Genomic DNA, 18,454 nt, shown 5'->3' on the forward strand with positions numbered 1-18,454 from the left:
AAACAGGATATCGCTATCATGAAGCGTCGCATGATCCCCTCACCGCGTAAGATATCGACAATCACCAATTGGGCTCTTGTTCTTGGCGGACTTTTTTTTGCAGCCTTTACCTCCGTCCAAGCCACACCCACGCTACAGAATATCGGTTATATCCCTGTCTCTTCCACAGGTTCGGTTTATGTGGTGGATATGCAGCAGCAGAAAGTACTCCAACAAATTACCAATGTCGGGGATCACCCCACGGTTTTGCGAGCGCTCCCTGATCACTCAAAAATCTATGTCGATAATTTTGGTCCACTTTCCAGTCAAATTGCGGTCATTGATACCGCGACTAATACCGTGACCAAGAAAATTTCTACCAATGGTGCGCCATTTGCGTCGATGCAGCTCTCACCTGATGGGCGCTATCTGTATGTCCCAACTGATTTTTCGGTCATGCATGTGATCGATACAAAAACTGATCAGATTATTCGTACTTTTTCCTTACCGGCGCTGCCTTTGGGGGTTGAGGTGAGTGCTGATGGCGCCGCCTTATATGTGACATTCATTGACAGCACGGTAGGTGCTTTTGACGCACTCAATGGTGCAGTCATCCACCCCAAAATATCCAGTGGTGGGATTGATCCAGGTTGGGGGGCATTGTCTGCGGATGGCCGTAAACTCTATCTGGCCAATGCGCTTAGTGACAATATTGCGGTACTGGATACCGTGAGTTGGAAAATTACCAATACGATTTCCGTCGGTATCGGTGGTGGGCCGATCTCTGTTTCGCTAACACCCAATAGTCGTGCGCTATATGTCTGCAACATTGGTACGCACAATATCACCATCATCGACACGGCAACTGAAAAGGTCAGCAAGGTGATTGCTACAGGCACCGTTCCTGTGGTTGTGGGTTTTAACCCGGATGGCAGCCGGGCTTATCTGAGCGACCTTGGACAGGCTTCCATTGGTTACGTCCCTGTGCTCTCCGTTCCCTTGATTACCATCGCTTTCTTTGCATTTCTCCCCGGACTCTCCAGTGACATCGTCACTTACGACACCGCAACCAGTAAGGTCATTGGCAAGCCAATCATCACCAATACGGGTCCTGTGGTCGGGCTCTATTTTTAATAAATGATAGTTGGCTCTCCTCTCTGCAAAGAGCGGCTTCTCAGGAGTATCCCCATGAAAAATCGTACGATCCATCTCATGCATCCACATTCTGTGTCACGTCTGCTGACATGGGCATTTGTGCTTATCGGCTCATTTATGGGCGCCAGCATTCCGGCTTATGCAGGAACTGCACTGAATCATCTCGGCTATGTTCCTGTCTCATCGACGGGTTCAGTTGATGTCATTGACTTGGTTCAACAGAAAGTATTGAAGAAAATTACTGGAGTCGGGGAGCATCCGACAGTGCTGCGTGCACTGTCTGACCGCTCAAAAATTTATGTTGATAACTTTGGCCCGCTTTCCAGTCAAATCGCTGTCATTAATACGACAAGCAATACTGTGGTTAAGAAAATCACCACGCATGGTCTGCCTTTTGCCGCGATGCAGCTATCTCCTGATGGTCACTTTCTCTATGTGCCGACCACCAATTCCGTGATGGATGTGATCGACACGCAAAGCGATACCATCATCCGTAGTTTGCCCCTGCCAGCTTTGCCGCTGGGTGTGGAGGTGAGTAGCGATGGGATGACGCTGTATGTCACGTTTAATGATGATACCGTCGGGGCTTTTGATGCTTTGAGTGGTGCGGTTGTTCATGCACCGATCAATGTTGCAGGGCGTGGGCCCGGCTGGGCCACGCCTTCTTTGGATGGCAAAAAGCTCTATATCGCTAATTTTCTCACGGATAATATCGCGGTGCTCGACACGGTGAATTGGACGATCGTGAACTCCATCCATGTCGGTTTAAAGGCAGAGCCGATTTCAGTCACTCTGACGCCAGATGGCAAAGCGTTGTATGTCTGCAATGTTGGGACACGTAATATCACCATCATCAATACCCAAACTGAATCCATTACTAAGACGATTCCGCGACTGACGATTCCCATCGTGGTCGGTTTTAGCCCAGACAGTAGTCGGGCTTATCTCAGTGATCTGGGACTCGCGACCTTGACCTATGGCATTGGGGCCTTCACAGGTCTTGCATTTTTTGCCTATACCCCGGGTTTACCCAGTGACATTGTGACCTTGGATGCCGCAACAGGTAAAGCGATTGGACAGCCGGTATTCACCGAAACGGGGATCGTGCTCGGCGTCTATTTTTAAGAATCTCAACCTCACCCTCGCCAATGGTATCTCATTAGTTAGAGATGCCACTCTTTTTTAACATCATCGATTTATATCGTTTTAATTCACCTACAACAAAGAGGATACATATGTTTTTTCGCAAGCCAGTCGAAGTGGTGACATACAACGGTGCCCCCCATTTCCAGCCACGACTTATGGAGCATTTCGAGAAAGTAACCTATTTTTTGAGTGGACTGATCGTCCTGTTGTCGATGCTTATTTCACTCCCAGCGCATGCAATTTTAGAAGGTATCAGCTACGTTCCGATCACCGATGAGAATCAAGTCTATGTGATCAATACGGCAGAGCATACAGTACTGAAGAAAATTACAGTCGGCATGCATCCGATCGTGGTGAGAGCACTGCCTGACCGCTCAAAAATCTATGTCGATAATTTCGGTCCACTCGGCAATCAGATCAGTGTCATTGATACCAAGACCAATACGGTGATCAAGACTATTTATACCAATGGTGCGCCGTATGCCTCGATGGAGCTGACCCGCGATGGCCGCTATCTGTATGTGCCGACAGATTTTTCGGTCGTACATGTCATCGATACACAAACGGATCGGATTGTAAAAACGTTTGGGGTATCGCTGCTGCCTGCCGGGATTCAATTGAGTCCGGATGATAAGACCTTATATGTCTTTTATCCCAATACTGTTGCTGCCTACAGTGCGGATAATGGTGCACTCACCAAACCCATGCTGAGTGTACAGGGGCTGGCACCCGGCTGGGCAACGCTCACTGCCGATGGCAAGAAAATGTATGCCATCAATGCGCTGAGCAGTAACATCGTGACCATCGATACCCAAGCGTGGAAGGTGACCAAATCAATTTTTCAACCTTTAACCGCGTTGCCTTTATCTGGGACGCTGACGCCCGATGGCAAAAAACTGTATATCTGTAATATCGGGACATACAACATGACGATCATCGATACTGGCACCGATACGATTGAAAAAGTCATCCCGACAAAGTACACACCGATCTATGTCAGTTTCAATGCCGCTGGTACTGAAGCCTATCTGAGTAATCTGGGGCCGCTGACCAACCTGCCGCCACTGGCACGTCCGATCCTGTTTGACTTCTTTTACTTCCTGCCACCGGGAATCCCCGGCAATATCACCACTTATGATGTGGCGAGCGGTACGCCAAAAGGTGTGACTGTCACGGGTAATGGGCCGGTGGTTGGGGTGTATTTCTAAGTCAGTCGAGTCTGAGTGTGTGTACCTAAAAAAAACATCCCGAGATAAACTCGGGATGTTTTAACATAAGGCGTTTATTTCTAAATTCCTTATGTTAAATAAAAAATGGTTTAGGCGATTTTCGCCTGCCCCACAGGATGATAAGCACGATTAAAATAAACTAAACCTTGATCATGTTGATTTTGTTGAATCGCTACAATACGGCAAATAAAAATAGCATGCGTTCCGACTTCTTGAATTTGCTCAATCTGGCAATCAAAACTAACCAAAGAGTCATCTAAAACGGGGGCGCCAGTTTGTAATGCTGTCCAAATGCCATGTTCAAACCGCTCTTCTGAACTCATTTTGGACGAAAATACATTGGAAATATGCTGATGATGTGCGCCTAAAACATTCACGGTTAAAATTTTATTTTCTATAAAATGGATGTGTGACCTGGACGCTTTATTCATACAGACCAATAATGTCGGCGGTGTATCCGTGACACTACACACGGCAGATGCAGTGAATCCATAGCGACCAGAAACCCCAGCCGTGGTAATGACATTGACCGCACCTGTTAACAAAGACATTGCATTTTTAAAGTCTGCTACTTCAATCATCACGTTGTTTCTCAGTTGATCCGATGCTTCATCTTCATTACCTTGAGGGTTATCGGTTTGATCATGAATATCCAATCAAACGGGTAACCCGTTGCACAGTACGATATCGGTTAGTACGAGTTCGAGAGCTCTTTTCGAACAATTTCTGCACCTGCACTTAGCGCATTGAGCTTGCCTCTTGCTACCCGGCGAGGCAACGGGGCCATGCCGCAGTTGGTACAAGGATAGAGCTTGTCGGCATCGACAAACTGAAGCGCTTTTCGTAGGGTATTGGCGACTTCTTCAGGGGTTTCAATCGCATGGTTTGCCACATCAATGGCCCCGACCATGACTTTTTTACCGCGAATGAGTTCAATGAGATCCATGGGAACATGAGAGTTGTGACATTCCAGCGAGATGATATCGATACTGGATTTTTGCAGCTTGGGGAAGGCTTCTTCATATTGCCGCCACTCTGATCCCAGCGTCTTTTTCCAATCTGTATTGGCTTTGATGCCGTAGCCATAGCAAATATGCACAGCAGTTTCACATTTAAGACCTTCAATGGCCCTTTCTAAAGTGGCGACCCCCCAATCATTCACCTCATCAAAGAAAACATTAAATGCAGGCTCATCAAATTGAATAATATCAACACCCGCAGCCTCTAATTCTCTGGCTTCTTGGTTGAGAATCTTGGCGAATTCCCAAGCGAGCTTTTCGCGACTTTTATAGTGATTATCATAAAGCGTATCAATCATCGTCATGGGACCCGGCAGAGCCCATTTAATCGGTTGATTGGTTTGCTGACGTAAAAATTTGGCGTCCTCAACAAAAACGGGCTTTTGGCGCGTCACCGCGCCAACGACGGTCGGTACGCTCGCATCATAGCGATCACGAATTCTAACGGTCTCACGTTTCTCAAAATCAACGCCATCGAGATGCTCAATAAACGTGGTGACAAAATGTTGGCGGGTTTGCTCGCCATCACTGACAATATCAATCCCTGCGTGGAGTTGCTCTTGCAATGACAAACGTAAAGCATCGTGTTTGCCCTCAATGAGTTCGTCATCTTGTAATTTCCAAGGTGACCAAAGTGTCTCAGGTTGTGCAAGCCAAGCGGGTTTAGGTAAGCTGCCAGCAGTAGAAGTGGGTAACAATTTTTTCATAATAGATGACCTGATGACCGTGTGTTTTTGATGAGTCAAAGCGTGTAATGAGCAGACCACTGCTCAAGAATGGCTTGGTAGGGTTTGATAAATTGCTCTTCAACAAACTTGCCCTGCTCAATAGCCAACTGGCTACGTTCTTCTCGATCATAAACAATGCGCGTTAATGAATAATCCTGATGCTTCAAGCTGGGTTGATAGGATTTTCCTGCTGCAGAATTGGCATTATAAATCTCAGGTCGGTAAATCTTTTGGAAGGTATCCATCGTGCTGATGGTACTGATCAGCTCAAGATTGGTGTAATCACCCAGCAAATCGCCGATAAAATAAAAAGCCAAAGGCGCAACACTATTCGCAGGCATGAAATAGCGAACCTTTAAGCCCATTTTTTTGAAATATTCATCCGTTAAAGAATATTCATCTTGCTGGTATTCAACACCCAATACCGGATGCTGATTCTCAGTGCGATGATAGATCTTACTACTCGAAACACTGAGGCATATAACAGGCGGTTTTTTAAAGTGATCTTTGTAAGCGTTTGAATTAACAAAGTACTTAAAGAGCTTTCCATGCAGATCACCAAAATTATCTGGCGTGCTAAATTCGGGCTGATTCTGAGTATGTTCTAGCAGTAACACACTAAAATCATAATCTCGCACGTAGGAGGAAAAGTTATTGCCGACAATACCATCAATGCGTTCATTGGTTTTTCGATCAACAATTTTCGTTTTCAATATTTCAATCAAGGGGATGGCGTTGCCACTGCTTTTGGCATCAATATTCATCTCAACGGAAATGATTTCAAGTTCGACTGTATAACGGTCGCCTTTGGGGTTATCCCAATGCGCTAAGGCATTGAAACGATTGTCAATCATCTTTAAAGTGTTGCGCAAGTTCTCTTGGCGACTCTTTCCTCTAGCCAAATTCGCGAAGTTGGTTGTAATCCGCGTATTGTCTGAGGGATGATAGTTTTCATCGAAACTAATGCTCTTAATCGTAAATGTGAATTCGTTATTCATGATGATCTGATACCCTAATTTCTGAGATAAAACCTGAATCTATTTCATGCTCTTTTCTGGACTTTTCAATTTTCTTTACTGATCTTTCCAGCCAATAGCATTCCCAGTCTTTTCTGATGTGCCTAACGGTACAGTTCAGAATCAACGATGATGTTGTCTAGAGTGAAGAGCATGGTGAATTCTATACTTGAATCACCTCATGAATAAAATGATATTATTTCAGAAAATGATGAATAGAATTCATCATAGAGTGTGCTGTCTCATTCAGAAGGAAAGGAAGGAGGAAGGAAAGAAAGTTTGCTACGCCATCTTGAAATGGCGATCTGGCAGATGCCTGACACGCATCATCGTCGCAGCTTTTACACGTTACGGAATCCAGCGATCACCCGCTCGGCAATGGCCTGTATCTCAGCATCCTCAGGCACGGTTCGACTGATCAATACCCCAAAAAACAGCGGCGCCACGGCCATTTTCATCATTAATCGGGTGTTGGTCGCTGGTGGCAGTTCACCGCGTGTGATGGCTTTGCTGAGCAGCTCGGCACTGATTCGATAGCGTTCATCCCAGAAACGCATGCGCGCTTCTGCCGTGCTGACTTCTTGTTCGCGGGAGATGATGGCTCGCAAGAGACCGGAGGCGAGGGGGGTAGCCAGAGTGCTAGCGATGGAACGGAGCAGCGCCGTCAGATCCCCATGCAAGCTGCCCGTGTCGGGCAAGGGAACGTCACTCTTCATTCGTGCCAGAGCCATATCCATGACCAGTTCAACTTTACTCGGCCAGCGCCGATAGATCGTGGTCTTGTTGACTCCCGCACGCTCGGCGATCTCCGGAATTTCCATGTGTTCATAGCCCACTTCCTGCAGCAAGGCGATTGTGGCGGCATGGACGGCGATGACCGTCTCTGTCGAACGACCGCCAGTACGGCGTTGTTTACTGGGTGCTTGAACTTGATCATCAGTCTTGCCGTTCATCAGAAAATTTCCGGATTAATTGATAATGCAACTATAGTTGCATTAGTGGTGTGATGCAAGGCAATAGCCATGCGTTATGACGACATCTGGCTAGATGATTGCCAAAGACTCGGATATTGCCGCCCAACTCGACATGGTCACATTGCTGCAACGAAAGCCAGTGCTCGGCAGTCGATACAAGGCAGTCTCTGTGCCATGCAATCCCTTATTCAATCAGTACTATAACAGGAGATACGCCATGTTCACATTTCCCGTAGATACACGTGATCTTTTTGAAGAGCGCAGCCGCCAGTTTGCCAAGTGGGGCATGCCCAGTAGCACGATCCGCCGTGTACAGGCGCGCGTGAATGACAACTGGCGTGAGGGGCCGGGCGGCTGGGCCTACGAGTGGATGCAGGAGGCTGAGGCCGCCGAGCGGAAAGGGCTGTTTATGCAGGCATCCATGATCTATGGTGCTGCACGTTTTCCAACGGCGGTCACTCCACTGCGTGAGCTGGCGCTGAAACGTCAGGCGGCCTGTTTCGAACGTGCCGCAGATCGTATTCCCGGCCATTTCGAGCGTCGCCACATCGCATTGGCCTGTGCGGGAGGACAGAGTGTTCCCGTGCATATCTATGCGCCGGATGATTCTGGCAAGCAGCCTCTTGTATTGTTGAGCGGGGGAGTGGATTCCGGCAAATCGGAACTTCACCGCATGGCGCTTTTGCTGGCTCGCGTGGGTCGTTTTCGTGTGGCGGCTGTCGATATGCCCGGCACATGCGAGAGCCGAGCGGCCATGCTCTTGAAGCCTGATGCCGAACAGTTGTATCTGGAGCTGCTCAGGATTCTGGCACCAACCGGTCCTGTCGGCGTGATGGGGGTCAGTTTTGGGGGGCACTGGGCTGCCAAGCTCGCACTGATGGACGCAGTGGATGCGGTTGTTAATTTCGGAGGTCCCGTGACCGTGTTTGAAACAGGTGGAAAATTCCTGAGATCCCTTCCTAACGGCATGCCCGGTATTGTTTCCAATGCCTACGGTCTTGCTGCCATGCCTGATGATGTCGAGATCGATGCCATCATGGAGCCTTTTTCACTGCGTCGGCAAGGTCTGCTGGAGGGAGACAAGTGTTCGCCTATGCTGGTGGTGAATGGTGAAAACGATCAATATATTCCTCAACATGATAGTCGGATGTTCGCTCGCTATCCCGGGAATCAGGTTTGGCTCATGCGTGGTATGACCCACTGTGCGGCTGAGGGGGTCGCGCGTATTTTACCTGCCATGATTGCCTGGCTCCGCCTGCGTCTATACGGTGAAACAATGTCTACCCGGCTGCTGTTTGAGCTGACGAAGACCATCTTGCCAGCACATGAGATCGTGCAGGCAGATTGACAGATCACTCACATTAATTAAACAACTTGCGTCTGTCGTCCACTGTGCAGCTGATCGTACAATCTGATGAGCTTCAATGAGAAACGCAGTTCTTTGCAGTACATGCGTTTCTCCTCTCACATCAGACTCAAGCTCAAACATGAATGTCTAAGCCGCGCACAGCAGATCACTCTGGCCTGTGCACGAACCATTCATTGATCAACAGGAACGACTATGCTGTATAGACCGCTCGGCAAGACTGACACCAAGGTTAGTATCATTACACTCGGCACCATGACATGGGGCGAGCAGAATACGGAAAGCGAGGCGCATGCGCAGTTGGATCTGGCAGTGGATTACGGCGTCAATCTGATCGATGCCGCTGAGATGTATCCGGTGCCGCCGCGCCCTGAAACCCAAGGATTGACGGAGACTTATCTCGGCACATGGCTGAAGAAAGCCGACAACCGCGAGAAAGTACTGGTTGCGACCAAAGCGGTTGGGCCTTCGCTGAAACTGATTCAAGCCGCGCATATCCGCGGCGGCAAGACGCGCCATGATCGCCCGAATCTGGAAGCGGCACTGCATAACAGCCTGAAGCGTTTGCAGACCGACTATGTTGATCTTTATCAGTTGCACTGGCCGGATCGCACCACCAATCACTTTGGGGTGCTGGGCTATGAGCATGTGGCGGATGAAGATACGGTGCCGATTGAGGAGACCTTATCGATTTTGGATGGCTTCGTCAAAGCAGGTAAGATTCGCCATATCGGACTATCCAATGAAACGCCGTGGGGTGTTAATCAGTTCGTCAATATCGCGGAGCGTACGGGACTGTCCCGCGTGGTGAGTATTCAGAATCCCTACAACCTGCTCAATCGTACCTTTGAAATCGGCAATGCTGAGGTGGCGATCCGTGATCAGGTGGGGCTCTTGGCCTATTCACCGCTGGCGTTTGGCGCGCTGACGGGCAAGTATCTGAATGGCGCTAAACCTGAAGGGGCGCGGTTGTCACGCTGGGAGCGTTTTAAGCGTTATAACGGTATCATTCCTGAAAAGGCGATTGCCGCTTATGTACAGCTTGCGCGGGATCATGGTCTGGACCCGGCGCAGTTGGCGCTGGCGTATGTCAATACGCGACCATTCCTCACCAGTAATATCATTGGAGCAACGACCTTAGAGCAGTTGAAAGTGAACTTGGCGAGTGTGGACGTCAGGTTGTCTGATGAAGTGCTGACGGGAATTGAGCAGATTCATCTGGCACATCCGAATCCGTGTCCTTAAGTGTGATCTAAAGGATATTGGGTATAGCAATCTTCATACACTTCGTTGCTAAGCATGTGGTGACCTAGTCAGCTCGACCATGAATTCATTCCATGGAGCGGGCTTTCTTTTGATTATTTTGATGTCGCAATGCACGGCATTTTTTATGCGTGTGCGTCAAAGAGGAAAAGGGAGACAGAACCGTTTTATGTTTTTGAAATGCATTTTTTGAGTCTGTGACCGAGTTGGCGCTCTGTCAAAAATAGATGACTTTAATGTTAAAAGTGTGATTTTAATCACCTTAATCATTGATAAAAGATACAAAAAATTTTACTAAAAGGTATGAATAGTATTTCTTCAGTTGCTCTTTTTTCCTACACTAAAAACTCAAGCCGAAGTGATCTCCATAGGACGTGTTTTGATCATAACGACTTTGCAATATACCGTTTCTCCCTCTCGTCAGTATAAGGACATCGATAGATGAGCACATTATTTTCACGCAGTTTACTGGTACTGGCTGTCGCAGCAACGACGGTCTATGCCGCAACCACCCTGTCACCGAATCAGAATAATCAAAGCGGCGTGATACCCAGCGGCTATGATGACCTCATTTTTCAATTGGGGAATGGCAATTGGGTGCCTAACCTGACACTACCGCTCACAGGCAAAGACGGCGCGAAACTGGCCATCACGTCATCGGCGGGCTATGACAGTCAGATTGATGCGACACGTTCTGATGTGCCTGTGGCGCAGATTACGGTCAAAGCCGGCAACACCTTTAATTTTATTTTCAGTCAGTCGTTGGGCAAGTGGCAGCTTCAGAGCAAGGTGTATACGCCCAATGCCAACGGTGCGGTCATGCCCGTTCCAGCCACTACGGACTTCCTGTCCACCTATAAACTGGCGGATGCTAACTGGGTACCTCAAGTGACTTTGCCTGCTTCAGCCGCAGATGGTCAGTACGTCAGTGTGCAGTCTTCTGCGACGTGGGCGAGCAAGATTAATCCGCAGAACTTACTGTTCCCGAGCAGCTTTACGGTCAAAACGGGTGATCGCTACTACTTCCGCTATGTGGCAGCCTTAAGTCAGTGGGTGCCGGAGTCGTCACCGACACGGGTGATCAGCCCTGCTGCGTTGGCCAGTCTGACGGCGAGTACCATCAGTTCACCAATCAATCAGGTTACGTTGACCGATCAGGATTTGATGGCGGCGATTGGTTTGCCTGCTAGCGCCAATGACCGTGATCAGGTCACTGTTACGTCTGCTACAGATCGGGTGGTGCATATCAATAACGCGCATACCAATACGCTGGCGACTTTGAATGTGAAGCGCGGTGATCAGTATACCTTCCGCTATATCGCGGATAAGGCTTATTGGGTTGTACAGTCTGCACCGATCCCATTGTTTCAATTGAAAGATGTGCCGTCAGGTCAGTTGCCGACGACGACCGCGCCATTGACTGAAGTCAGGGCGGCGGACGCCAACTGGCAATCAACCCTGCAATTGCCATTGACCGCTCAAGAGGGTGATCGGGTCGTGCTGCGTAACAATGCAACGTATAGTGTTAATGTGGTGTCCGGTTCGCTGGCTGAGCGTGTAAATACGGGGGAGAACGTACGTTTCATCTACAACGCGCAGCATCAATGGCAGCGTGAGACGCGTCTGATCACCATGTTGTTGACCTACAGTGGTGCTACGGTGACCGCTTTGGGTGACACTGCGGCCAAGCTTAAAATGCTGGAGGAATTCCGCTTAACCAATGAGGCTTCTGAAAACAGTCGCTTAAATTACTACGTTAAACAAGTGGGTAGTTTCTTTCAGCGCGACTTGCCCGCTCCTGATCAGACTTTGGGCGATGCCCTAAATGCCGTGACCAAAGACGCGCTTGTTTATAATGAACGTAAGCGCGTACTAGCGGACGATGTCGCATACTTCGGCACTGAAGCAGGGGGGGGGTTGAGCTGGGTTAACTCAAGTGTTGGTTATGCGTATACCACCAATAATCTATTGGAACCGGTGACGGTGCTTCGTCATGAGTTTGGTCACAATATGGGCTTAAACCATAATACGACGCATGAGGATGCCGTTGCGACTCATTATTTGGGTTATGGATTCTCGCATCCGCTCGGCAGTACGATCATGGGCGGCAACAGCTTGCCTTACTACTCCAGTCCCGATACCTATAGCCCGCAGTATGGCGTACGATTGGGCGTGGCGAATGAGGTGGATGCCGTACAGGTGCTGAATGGTCGCTCAGCAACGGTCGCAGATTTTCATAATCAGTTGACCTACACCCTCAACTAAGCCGTTAAATATTTCTTGTCGGATGTTCGTCATGATTGTAACAGGGTTTGCAGTCATGATTATGCTCAGACGAGATGCTTCTTTTGTTGATGCGCTGCTGTGCATCAAACGCATAACCTGGATACACCCCAATCATGACTTCTAAACAGATGAAGCGACTCATCCTCATTGTGATCGTGATTGTTCTCCTGACAATCGCTTTAATCTGGGGCTTAAAACCGCAGCTCAGCGGGGCTGCGACTGCATCGGTAACTGCCGTGCAATCCGGCGCACCCGTGATTCAGAATCAGTATGCAGCGAATACATCAGTGACGGCGAAGCCGCAATCCGATAGAGAGCTGCTCAAAGCCAGTCAACAGCGGCGCCCGCAGTATCGGCTTGATGAGCAGCGGTTGACTCAAGCCCTGCATCAGCAAACGATCATGCAGCACAGTGATGCCCAGACTGTCGCCCAGCATTTTTCCATACTGAACGATACGCAGTTGAAGGATGGACGCGCCTTTGTGCAATACGACCCATATATCATTGAAGGCAAGTCTATTGGCGATCACATCAAGATTGATATTCCGAATACTGGTCAGTCGTATGACGGCAAAGTGACGGATATCGAACAAGTAGACAGTGACATCGTACGCTGGCGCGGGGATCTGGATGGCGTTAATGGTCAGATGTCGAACTTTACCGTGACCCAAACCATGAAGGATCAGTACGCGATTGCGGTCTTTCATACCCCAACTGGCGAGTACATTCTGGAAAGCAAAAATGGCTATGGCTGGGTGACGAGTGGTTCAGCAGAGGCCTTGCATGATGATGCGAAGGATCATGCACACTAGCTTTAGCTCTCAGGTTCATGAAGCATAGCCCAAAGTCTGCAATACCACATGCCCAATCAGGCAGCCCATGACTACGGTGCCGCCGATCAGTCCTGACCACTGACTGAGCCAGCGGTTAAGACGGTTTTGTGGGATATCATCAAAGTCGTTCATACGGGGCACTCCTCGGTGTGGTGTTGCTGATGTTGTTGTTCAAAATCATGGATACGTTGTAAGGTTTGCGAGGCGTGCGCGGTAATGTGGTGACGCAGCGCTTTGATATCAGCTGATTTAAATGTGGCTTTGCAATTCGCACTTGCCACATGGGTGACGTAGGCGGTGAGCCGCGTGACACGGTGAATCGAGGCGATGCGGCAAGTGTTTTGTCCTGTCATGCGGTTGTGGCGAACTTGGTAGCGCTGCCCCAAGTGCTCGATGTCAGAGATGCGGATATAGTGATTGAGGATTTTCATTCGTCTACTCCTGATGTTGAGTCGCCCTGCATATAGTCGTCGTATTCATTTTCCTGAGCGGTACTGATGGTGGCAGCCAACCCGACCATCCATGTTTCTTTGGCTTCGATAATCTGCCCTGTGCGCCAGTGCACGACTACGTACCCTGCGCAGTCCTCTAGAGAGCGTTGCAAGCAGATCGTCTGGGAATTTTGCACGCTCATCGGATCGAAGTACCAAGTGGTTAAATCCACTTGCGTAAGCTGTGGAAATGCATTCATAATTTCCTCTCTAGCGTATCTACCTACAAGGGACACCTAGAGCCGCCCCCTTTGTTTTGACGGACAGAGGGGGCGTTTTTGTTTGTGCGATGGAATTAGTCTCTAGACATTTAGTTTACTTAAGGAAACTTAAAAGGTCAAGAAATAGTTTCTTATAAGAAACTTTAATGGAGGTAGAGATGGTTTCTCGGGAGACGGGTGTTAGGGTGAAAGCGCACTAAGAGCAGTGATCAGTGAATCGCGCCCATTCATGCCATTGATTGGTGCTTTATGCACGCGTGTAATGAAATTGCAATTTTTAGGTTAAATAATAACCATCCCAAAATGCGAAGAATGCTTGAGGTGTGTGATGGCTAACTTCAAACTCCCGATCCCTACACTCTCCTGTCCGCAGTGTGGAAGCTCTGCTTTTCACCAAGGGCGCTGTGCTGCGTGTCATTACTCGACGCCGATTGCGATTAAGCAGCGCAGACTGCGGATTGCTGAGCAATTGAAAGATGAGAAATCTAAGCAGAAACAGATACATTATCAAAAAGCGACGGTTTGAGCACGTAAGCTCTTTTCAGAGATGAGAAGGGTTGATCATCCCAGCGTATTGATGGGGATAGAATCGTAGGCATAAAAAGCCCCTTTACTGAAGAGGGTGCAAGAATCAAAGCCGAGTGTGTCGGATTTGATTCTGGAAGATAAGCAGCGCAAAAATGTTGCTTATGCGAGGTTATTACTTGGGAGAGGGCGATGTTACTTCGTCTTCGCCAAAGTCTTTTTCACTACCGGATTGAGCAACCCAGCCGACGCTATTTTTGATTTTGAGGTTATAGGTTCCATTCAAGGTGGTGATGGTTCCTACTGTAAAGTCGTCTTTGATGGTTTGAGAAATGTAGAAGTTCTCATTATTCTGATCACCATTTTCTAAATGACCTGTCCAAGAAACGATATCGTCATGCGCATCGACTTTGACTTGGTCGATAACCGCACTACGATTGATGCCTATGGCGGGAACATTAAACTGCACCCGATCACCAACGCCTTTCCCCTCAAGCGTATAAGGGTCATAGCTGATGTAGGCGCGACCATCATTTTTAAGCGCATCACTGAGCTGGATCGGATTGTTGGCAGCGACCGTGTCGGCATCACTAGGTTTGAACATCGCAATGTTCGCAGCAGCTTGCTCAAGTCTTGCTACATCCAAATGCACAAATTGACGCCGCACAATGGCTTTTTTGACTCGCTGCTTGATATCTGCGTCAGACAGCGGTGGGTTATCAGGTGATAAAGATGTTGGGATTTGTGTTGTATGGCTCCCTATAGAACCTATACTAGCGGCTGCCGTAGGCAGGGTGGTTGGCTTGAGCCAAACCACCACACCCACAACAACGATCCCAATGGCAATAAGGCTGATTAGCAAGCGCTTATTCATACGCCATTAACCGCCGTGCGGAAGTTGGAAATGGCGACGACATTGGCATTGACCCGTCGTGCACCATCCACTTTGCCCTCCTCACCGATACGCACACCGTACTTGGGTTCAAAGACTTTGGGTGATGAGTAATAAGCAATGCGTATTGGGGTCAGTTTATAGCTGAGCAGCGTGCCGACCAGTGCATTTTCAAAGCCGTAGTTGAAATCCAAAGGCGCGCGTTTGATCCCAGCTGCAATATCTTGTTCTCGCTTTGCTTCATCGGTCGCTCGTTGGAAGCTGTGGTTGAGTCCCAAATTATGACCTAACTCATGTGAGATAACCTGCTCTGGACAATCCACGCGGCTGATTGAAATCATATTTAGTTTGTTGGGGCTACCATTAACATAACCGAGTCCACATCCTCCCGTTTGAGGCTCAAGCCCTTGGTAGTGGATTGCATCGGCACCTAAGCGGTTGGCTTCATTTTGTACGGTTTGATCATAGCGTCCAGCCGATAGCACGGCTCCCATATCTGCGCCTGGGATTTTATAATTCAAATAGCCAACTTGACGGAAATACGCGTTTACGTGCGAGCTTTCTAAAGCGCCATTGGTGACGCGTAGACTATTTTGCATATTGAGTTTAGCGGCTGTCGCACCAATTTTCGCATCCAGTGCAGGGCTATCGACAAACAAAAGATCCATTTGCACGGTGTCGGCTTTCCATGTACTGCCGTCATAGACAAAGCGAACTTTGTCGCCTGTATTGATTTTTTGTGAAAGACCGCTTGCAGTCACATAGAAGCTACTGTCTGCATCGCTACTGACGATCACTTTATCGTTGTTTTGTGCGGTAGTGGGTAGGGCAATAGACGCAGCCCAAGAAGTATTATCGGCATATACTTCCGTGACAGGAGTCTTGAGCTTGGTGAGCTGGTTTGCGGCCTCATTGGCCTGAATGACTGGTTTGGGTGAAGAGATGAGCTCCCAATTGGCCTGATCTGCGACATACATGAATTCGTAGCGATCGCCTTTGTTTAATTTAAAGGTCGCTGTGTTATTAACGTTGGCATTATCAATGGTTGATTGCCAGCTTGCTGTGGATGTCACGATGATGCGATCACGGTCTTTTGCTGACTGTGGTAGGGTGATATTGGGAACCCAGGCGCCATCCGCTACTTTCACTTCTGTTTTAGGTGCGGTGAGGGTTGCCAGCGCTGTGTTTAATTGTGCTGTATCGCCATTGACCACATTAATCGTGCGTTTAGGCGAGCCAATGGTGACCCACTTGTTAAGATCGCTGAAGTATTGCAGATAATAGGTATCGCCTTTATTGAGAGTCAACGTACTTGGAAATAGAGAGTTTGCTGTATTAATGGTTGAGGTTTTGCTGGCATCCGATCGAATCATGATGATTTGGTTATCATTTGCGGTTTGTGGCAAATTGATGCTGGTCGCCCAGTCCGTATCGCTAATCAGATATTGCGCTGCCGTCCCTGTGAAAGTGGGGATCGTATCGCCATTGATTTTAGGACTAAATTGACTGTCTGTCGCGAGACTCCATATCCCCAATACACTATTGAAAGCAAAACTGATCGAAGTCCCTTTGCGCATGATATACCCACCTTCGATAAAGTCGGTATTACTGGTATCTACGACACAATTATAAGTTCGCTGAGAATTAATCGTTACTTTGACTCCATTACCTGATGTTTTTGGCAAGGTAATGCTTCCCACGCTATTGCCATCGTACATATTAAAAATAATATCTTGCGTACTGCTAGGGATATTGCCGCCATTAGTTCCATTGGTTTTAGGAGTTAAGGTTGTTGTTGCAAACACAGCTGTGGCAAAACAAGCTGTAAAAAGTGCCGTATACGCGTACTTGTTCATTTGACCGTCCGGTAAAAATAATATGTTGTAGTACAGTACCTAATGCGTTGTTATATTGAAAGTAACGATTAATCAGCATTAAGTTCTTTAAAAGTGAATCAATAGACAGCTCGGTATGACTGCTATTTTTTATGAGTGTGGAGTGATTTGATTTTTTGGTCTGGGAACTGAGTTAAAAAATATTTTCCATCATTTGTTACCATTTGGTTACTATTAGGCTTTGAATTTAAATTTTTTTTAAAGATATTGTGTTGGCAAGTCTCTTGGGTGAGGGATGTCTATTCTTCGCCTGTGCAATGATTTAGGTCTAGTCGCTATAGCGATTTGGTCAAGGTATTTTTTTAAAGAGGTTGTAAGAGTCATTTTTGTGATTCAGGCAATTTGTTTATTTAAAGTGATTATTAATTGCCATTAAATTCTTTAAAAGTGAATATATGAAGATCAATCAACTCCAGTTATTTTGTTCTGTTGTCGAGGAAGGAACCATCAAGGCAGCAGCCGATAAGAACTTTTGTGTTCCGTCGAATATCACGACCCGGATTCAAGAGCTTGAGGATGAGCTCCAGGTTCAATTATTTACCCGGGAAAAAAATCGCTTATATGTGACGCCCAAAGGACGGCTGCTGTATCAGCGTGCACAACGTATTTTTAAAGATTGGGCCGATACTGAAAAACTGGTCCAAGAGAAGGGCGGCGGCGCACTGCGTGTCGGGTGTCTAGACGTGGCTTTAATTAGTCATCTGCCAGCGAAGGTGGCCCGTTATCGACAGTTGAAGAAGCATATTTCTCTTGAGTTAATTCGTGGACCCACGTTGGCTTTGGAAAAAAGGGTGATCTTCCATGAGTTGGATATGGCGATTACTGATGGTCCGATTGAGCATCCCTTACTCGATTGTCGATTTGCCTTCCGTGAGTCATTGGTGTTGATTACGCCTAAAGAGATTACCCAGTTTTCCCCGGACATCTTAAGTGATTATGACTTTCTATCCTTTAGTGATGATAGTTTGTATCGAATCAAAGCCTTGGAGTGGCTTGCTGGTCATCAGAAGCAACCGAAAAAAATACTTGAGATGAATTACTTTGCGGTGATCTTAGCTTGTGTCGAAGCTGGGACAGGCATTTCGTGTTTTCCGCTGTCTTTGATCGAAAAAAGTGTCTTTAGTCAGCAATATGACGTCAATATTCATCATATTCCCGAGCTTGCGACTGTGGATTTATATTTTATCTGGAAGAAGAATCAGTTGAATATTGAGATTCAGCATTTCATGGATATTATTATTGCAGAGCCTGATCATGCATTTGCTGAGCATGTGCTGTGTACGGTATGAGGCTGGAATAGGTATAAAAAAAAGCCCACAGCGAGGGGAGCGTGTGAGCAAATTCTTGTCCCCGTAGAAGGGTGTATAAAGACAAGACAGCTTCTTTTTACCATTAAAAATGTGAACTGGTTGTCATTTTTAATGAATTGTTACGTT

The 18,454-nt window shown here is 47.6% G+C and carries 19 protein-coding genes; 10 read left to right on the forward strand and 9 right to left on the reverse strand.

The genetic code is table 11. The annotated features are described in order from the left end of the window. Positions 1-18: 18 nt before the first annotated feature. The 3 genes from ACLHG7_RS06035 (at position 19) to ACLHG7_RS06045 (ending at position 3,488) form a co-directional block, all read left to right on the forward strand. Positions 19-1,113, forward strand: coding sequence for a YncE family protein (locus tag ACLHG7_RS06035; RefSeq protein ID WP_410210133.1), 1,095 nt, complete (start codon positions 19-21; stop codon positions 1,111-1,113). Positions 1,114-1,167: 54 nt separating this feature from the next. Then, entirely contained in the window at positions 1,168-2,259 is a 1,092-nt protein-coding gene (locus tag ACLHG7_RS06040) for a hypothetical protein (RefSeq protein ID WP_410210134.1), read from the forward strand. A gap of 110 nt (positions 2,260-2,369) precedes the next feature. Next, complete coding sequence (locus tag ACLHG7_RS06045) at positions 2,370-3,488, forward strand: cytochrome D1 domain-containing protein (RefSeq protein WP_410210135.1); 1,119 nt, start codon at positions 2,370-2,372, stop codon at positions 3,486-3,488. A 110-nt stretch (positions 3,489-3,598) separates the two neighbouring features. Here ACLHG7_RS06045 and ACLHG7_RS06050 read toward each other — a convergent pair whose 3' ends face one another. The 4 genes from ACLHG7_RS06050 to ACLHG7_RS06065 form a co-directional block, all read right to left on the reverse strand. Continuing rightward, a complete protein-coding gene (locus ACLHG7_RS06050; protein WP_410210394.1) occupies positions 3,599-4,090 on the reverse strand; it encodes a flavin reductase in 492 nt (163 codons plus the stop codon). Between the two features lie 110 nt (positions 4,091-4,200). Beyond that, on the reverse strand, positions 4,201-5,235 hold the full coding sequence (locus ACLHG7_RS06055; protein ID WP_410210136.1) for a methionine synthase: 1,035 nt from the start codon (positions 5,233-5,235) through the stop codon (positions 4,201-4,203). Between the two features lie 35 nt (positions 5,236-5,270). Beyond that, positions 5,271-6,254 (reverse strand): DUF1852 domain-containing protein, encoded by a 984-nt coding sequence (locus ACLHG7_RS06060; RefSeq protein ID WP_410210137.1) that lies wholly within the window; start codon positions 6,252-6,254, stop codon positions 5,271-5,273. Between the two features lie 359 nt (positions 6,255-6,613). Then, the gene (locus tag ACLHG7_RS06065) at positions 6,614-7,225 is read right to left on the reverse strand and encodes a TetR/AcrR family transcriptional regulator (protein WP_410210138.1); all 612 of its coding nucleotides are present in this window, start codon (positions 7,223-7,225) and stop codon (positions 6,614-6,616) included. A 69-nt stretch (positions 7,226-7,294) separates the two neighbouring features. Between ACLHG7_RS06065 and ACLHG7_RS06070 the strand changes: the two genes are divergently transcribed. From ACLHG7_RS06070 to cpaB (ACLHG7_RS06090), 5 genes are all read left to right on the forward strand, one after another. Further along, on the forward strand, positions 7,295-7,450 hold the full coding sequence (locus ACLHG7_RS06070; protein ID WP_410210139.1) for a hypothetical protein: 156 nt from the start codon (positions 7,295-7,297) through the stop codon (positions 7,448-7,450). 13 nt (positions 7,451-7,463) lie between these two features. Beyond that, positions 7,464-8,594, forward strand: coding sequence for an alpha/beta fold hydrolase (locus ACLHG7_RS06075; RefSeq protein ID WP_410210140.1), 1,131 nt, complete (start codon positions 7,464-7,466; stop codon positions 8,592-8,594). 213 nt (positions 8,595-8,807) lie between these two features. Then, the gene (locus ACLHG7_RS06080) at positions 8,808-9,857 is read left to right on the forward strand and encodes an NADP(H)-dependent aldo-keto reductase (protein ID WP_410210141.1); all 1,050 of its coding nucleotides are present in this window, start codon (positions 8,808-8,810) and stop codon (positions 9,855-9,857) included. A gap of 459 nt (positions 9,858-10,316) precedes the next feature. Continuing rightward, the gene (locus tag ACLHG7_RS06085; protein WP_410210142.1) at positions 10,317-12,140 is read left to right on the forward strand and encodes a metallopeptidase; all 1,824 of its coding nucleotides are present in this window, start codon (positions 10,317-10,319) and stop codon (positions 12,138-12,140) included. Positions 12,141-12,274: 134 nt separating this feature from the next. Then, complete coding sequence (gene cpaB / locus ACLHG7_RS06090) at positions 12,275-12,973, forward strand: metalloprotease secretion chaperone CpaB (protein WP_410210143.1); 699 nt, start codon at positions 12,275-12,277, stop codon at positions 12,971-12,973. A 15-nt stretch (positions 12,974-12,988) separates the two neighbouring features. On the opposite strand, the gene ACLHG7_RS06095 is transcribed toward cpaB (ACLHG7_RS06090), so the two are convergent. From ACLHG7_RS06095 to ACLHG7_RS06105, 3 genes are read right to left on the reverse strand one after another with little or no spacing between them, the layout of a single operon-like run. Beyond that, positions 12,989-13,126, reverse strand: coding sequence for a hypothetical protein (locus ACLHG7_RS06095; protein ID WP_410210144.1), 138 nt, complete (start codon positions 13,124-13,126; stop codon positions 12,989-12,991). Continuing rightward, entirely contained in the window at positions 13,123-13,425 is a 303-nt protein-coding gene (locus tag ACLHG7_RS06100) for a hypothetical protein (protein ID WP_410210145.1), read from the reverse strand. The genes ACLHG7_RS06095 and ACLHG7_RS06100 overlap by 4 nt, the downstream gene beginning before the upstream one ends. Beyond that, a complete protein-coding gene (locus ACLHG7_RS06105; protein WP_410210146.1) occupies positions 13,422-13,721 on the reverse strand; it encodes a hypothetical protein in 300 nt (99 codons plus the stop codon). Before ACLHG7_RS06105 ends, ACLHG7_RS06100 begins: the two co-directional genes overlap by 4 nt. Before the next feature lie 313 nt (positions 13,722-14,034). Between ACLHG7_RS06105 and ACLHG7_RS06110 the strand changes: the two genes are divergently transcribed. Further along, positions 14,035-14,232: a hypothetical protein gene (locus tag ACLHG7_RS06110; RefSeq protein ID WP_410210147.1), complete on the forward strand. Its 198-nt coding sequence runs from the start codon at positions 14,035-14,037 to the stop codon at positions 14,230-14,232. Positions 14,233-14,406: 174 nt separating this feature from the next. On the opposite strand, the gene cpaB (ACLHG7_RS06115) is transcribed toward ACLHG7_RS06110, so the two are convergent. Continuing rightward, positions 14,407-15,105, reverse strand: coding sequence for a metalloprotease secretion chaperone CpaB (gene cpaB / locus ACLHG7_RS06115; protein WP_410210148.1), 699 nt, complete (start codon positions 15,103-15,105; stop codon positions 14,407-14,409). Continuing rightward, positions 15,102-16,979 (reverse strand): zinc-dependent metalloprotease family protein, encoded by a 1,878-nt coding sequence (locus ACLHG7_RS06120; RefSeq protein WP_410210149.1) that lies wholly within the window; start codon positions 16,977-16,979, stop codon positions 15,102-15,104. The genes cpaB (ACLHG7_RS06115) and ACLHG7_RS06120 overlap by 4 nt, the downstream gene beginning before the upstream one ends. Before the next feature lie 434 nt (positions 16,980-17,413). Here ACLHG7_RS06120 and ACLHG7_RS06125 point away from each other — a divergent pair, with 434 nt between their 5' ends. Further along, positions 17,414-18,307, forward strand: a complete 894-nt coding sequence (locus tag ACLHG7_RS06125) for a LysR family transcriptional regulator (RefSeq protein WP_410210150.1) — start codon at positions 17,414-17,416, stop codon at positions 18,305-18,307. Positions 18,308-18,454: the final 147 nt, after the last annotated feature.

The sequence above is a fragment of the Aquirhabdus sp. genome, from assembly GCF_046462495.1.
In the GTDB taxonomy this organism is placed as follows: Bacteria; Pseudomonadota; Gammaproteobacteria; order Pseudomonadales; family Moraxellaceae; genus Aquirhabdus.

Coding starts and splice junctions, on each gene's coding strand:
- ACLHG7_RS06035 (WP_410210133.1), top strand. CDS start 19: ATGAAGCGTCGCATGATCCCCTCACCGCGTAAGATATCGACAATCACC.
- ACLHG7_RS06040 (WP_410210134.1), top strand. CDS start 1,168: ATGAAAAATCGTACGATCCATCTCATGCATCCACATTCTGTGTCACGT.
- ACLHG7_RS06045 (WP_410210135.1), top strand. CDS start 2,370: ATGTTTTTTCGCAAGCCAGTCGAAGTGGTGACATACAACGGTGCCCCC.
- ACLHG7_RS06050 (WP_410210394.1), bottom strand. CDS start 4,090: ATGATTGAAGTAGCAGACTTTAAAAATGCAATGTCTTTGTTAACAGGT.
- ACLHG7_RS06055 (WP_410210136.1), bottom strand. CDS start 5,235: ATGAAAAAATTGTTACCCACTTCTACTGCTGGCAGCTTACCTAAACCC.
- ACLHG7_RS06060 (WP_410210137.1), bottom strand. CDS start 6,254: ATGAATAACGAATTCACATTTACGATTAAGAGCATTAGTTTCGATGAA.
- ACLHG7_RS06065 (WP_410210138.1), bottom strand. CDS start 7,225: ATGAACGGCAAGACTGATGATCAAGTTCAAGCACCCAGTAAACAACGC.
- ACLHG7_RS06070 (WP_410210139.1), top strand. CDS start 7,295: ATGCGTTATGACGACATCTGGCTAGATGATTGCCAAAGACTCGGATAT.
- ACLHG7_RS06075 (WP_410210140.1), top strand. CDS start 7,464: ATGTTCACATTTCCCGTAGATACACGTGATCTTTTTGAAGAGCGCAGC.
- ACLHG7_RS06080 (WP_410210141.1), top strand. CDS start 8,808: ATGCTGTATAGACCGCTCGGCAAGACTGACACCAAGGTTAGTATCATT.
- ACLHG7_RS06085 (WP_410210142.1), top strand. CDS start 10,317: ATGAGCACATTATTTTCACGCAGTTTACTGGTACTGGCTGTCGCAGCA.
- cpaB (WP_410210143.1), top strand. CDS start 12,275: ATGACTTCTAAACAGATGAAGCGACTCATCCTCATTGTGATCGTGATT.
- ACLHG7_RS06095 (WP_410210144.1), bottom strand. CDS start 13,126: ATGAACGACTTTGATGATATCCCACAAAACCGTCTTAACCGCTGGCTC.
- ACLHG7_RS06100 (WP_410210145.1), bottom strand. CDS start 13,425: ATGAAAATCCTCAATCACTATATCCGCATCTCTGACATCGAGCACTTG.
- ACLHG7_RS06110 (WP_410210147.1), top strand. CDS start 14,035: ATGGCTAACTTCAAACTCCCGATCCCTACACTCTCCTGTCCGCAGTGT.
- cpaB (WP_410210148.1), bottom strand. CDS start 15,105: ATGAATAAGCGCTTGCTAATCAGCCTTATTGCCATTGGGATCGTTGTT.
- ACLHG7_RS06120 (WP_410210149.1), bottom strand. CDS start 16,979: ATGAACAAGTACGCGTATACGGCACTTTTTACAGCTTGTTTTGCCACA.
- ACLHG7_RS06125 (WP_410210150.1), top strand. CDS start 17,414: ATGAAGATCAATCAACTCCAGTTATTTTGTTCTGTTGTCGAGGAAGGA.